Origin of the sequence: Agromyces binzhouensis (assembly GCF_004135055.1) — a bacterium.
GTDB lineage: Bacteria > Actinomycetota > Actinomycetes > Actinomycetales > Microbacteriaceae > Agromyces > Agromyces binzhouensis.
Genome location: NZ_SDPL01000507.1, coordinates 1 through 1,884 on the forward strand (window position 1 = coordinate 1; position 1,884 = coordinate 1,884).

General features: G+C 73.6%; 3 protein-coding genes and 1 tRNA gene. All 4 read left to right on the top strand.

The window, feature by feature from the left end; translation table 11 throughout:
• On the top strand, positions 1-523 hold a 523-nt coding region (locus ESO86_RS19295; protein ID WP_207207192.1), incomplete at its 5' end, for a hypothetical protein.
• 86 nt (positions 524-609) lie between these two features.
• Positions 610-685 (top strand) — tRNA-Gly (locus tag ESO86_RS16190).
• Between the two features lie 113 nt (positions 686-798).
• The gene (locus ESO86_RS16195) at positions 799-1,419 is read left to right on the top strand and encodes a DUF333 domain-containing protein (RefSeq protein WP_129235870.1); all 621 of its coding nucleotides are present in this window, start codon (positions 799-801) and stop codon (positions 1,417-1,419) included.
• Between the two features lie 75 nt (positions 1,420-1,494).
• Positions 1,495-1,884 (top strand): hypothetical protein (locus ESO86_RS16200; protein ID WP_422836508.1); only part of this gene is annotated, 390 nt, incomplete at its 3' end.

Genomic DNA, 1,884 nt, shown 5'->3' on the forward strand with positions numbered 1-1,884 from the left:
CGGCGGGCGGCTGCCCGATCCGATCCGGCGGCACGTGGCGACGCTGAGGTCGCTCGCCGCCGAGTACGCGCAGGTCGGTGCGCGCGGCAACGCCGGCGCGGCGCAGACCGCGGACGACGTCGCGAGGATCGCCGTCAACGTCGAGGAGCTGTTCGTGAGGCTCGACCGCGCGGGCGGCGGGCAGCGCGGGATCGCCGCCATCGAGTACGACGACAAGCTCCGCAAGCTCACCGCGGCGCTCGACCGCGACTACCTGCTCGACATCCTCACCCACCGGCACCTCTGGGACGACCCCGACGAGCGCGTGAGGGAGGTGCGCGACGCGGTCGTCGCGGTCTCGGACGAGCTCGTGCAGAACATCAAGCAGGTCAACGCCCGACGCGGCCTGCACTTCCAGGTGTCGCTCGACGGCCTCATCGGCGGGCGCGAGGAGCTGCGGGAGTGGGAGCGCGCATTCGAGCGCGCGGCCGGAGAGCGCGCGGCGGGCGAGGGCACGGGCCTTCCGCCGGGTTCAGGCGACTGACGCGTTGGTCAGCGGCGGACTCCCGGGTCCTGTAGGCTCGACCAGCCGGGCGCAAGTGCGGCACCGGAGCGGCGGAGCCGCCCCACGCGGATGTAGCGCAGCTGGTAGCGCGTCACCTTGCCAAGGTGAAGGTCGCGGGTTCGAACCCCGTCATCCGCTCCACGTCGAGGCCCCGTCCGTTCGCCCTCGTTCACCACGCTGCCGAGCGGATCCGTCGATCGCGCCGTCTAGTCTGGTGCGGGTCGGCACGCACGCGAACGGGGAACGAGGTGCGCATGGGACGGATCAGACGGATGGTCGGCGTCGGCCTGCTCGCCGGAGCGAGCCTCGGGCTGGCGGCATGCTCGGAACCCGCGGCGCCTCCGGCGGCGAGCGACCCCGCGACATCCGCCGCCGACATGGCCGAGGCCGCCACGTACTGCGAGCAGAAGGGCGGCGAGGTGCAGCAGCGCCAGCCCGCCTGGCGGACGAACCTCGCCGAGGAGGACTGGGTCCCGCTCGGCGACCCGGTCGCGGTCTGCCGGTTCCAGACGCTCGACGACGAGGCCGACTCGAGGATCTACGTCGACCTCGTCACGATCTCGTCGGACGAGCCGACGCTCGCCGCGCTCGCCTACCTGTCGCGGGCCGAGATCCCCGACGACCCGCCCGGAAACCCGGCATCCGCGCTCTGCTCGTCCCTCGGGGGCACGACGAGCTTCGGCCCGAGCGCCGACGGCGGGGGACTCACTTCGGCCGACGACCCCGACGATCCCGTGGTGGCGCCGTGCACGTTCGCCGACGGGTCGTTCATCGACGAGTGGGGCATCGCGTACTACGGGGAGGGGACCGTGCGCGGCATCGACCTCTCGGGCGTGTTCAGCTTCGACCGGTCGACGTTGCCCGAGGTGTTCTGAGCGGCGCCCCAGCCTCGCGAACGGTCCCGTGACGTACGCTCAGGGGGTACTGCCGGAGCGATCGGGGAGGTGCTGGTGCGTCGATTCCGCAGCGTCTCGCAGCCCGGACGCAGGTCCGTCCGATCGGCCCTGCTCGGCGCACTCCTGATGGGAGCGCTCGCCCTCGGGCTCGTCGCGATGCACGACGTCGGCTCCGCGCACGGGGTCCACGGCCCCGCGTCGCAGGCCGCCCAGGTGCCCGTCGCCGGAGGAGGGCACACCTCGGGCGGGCACCCGACGGGGGCCGGCGGTCCGACCGACTCGCACCACGGAGACGTCGCGGCCGTGCCGGTCGTCGCTGCGGCCTCGGCCGTCGGCATCACGGCCCTCGACGTCGTGGCGTCGAGCGCGTCCGATGCCCTCAGCGGGTCGCTGCTCGCCGACTGCGCCCTCGCCGTCGCATGCGCGCTCGCGCTCGCCGTCGTC

Coding starts and splice junctions, on each gene's coding strand:
- ESO86_RS16195 (WP_129235870.1), top strand. CDS start 799: ATGGGACGGATCAGACGGATGGTCGGCGTCGGCCTGCTCGCCGGAGCG.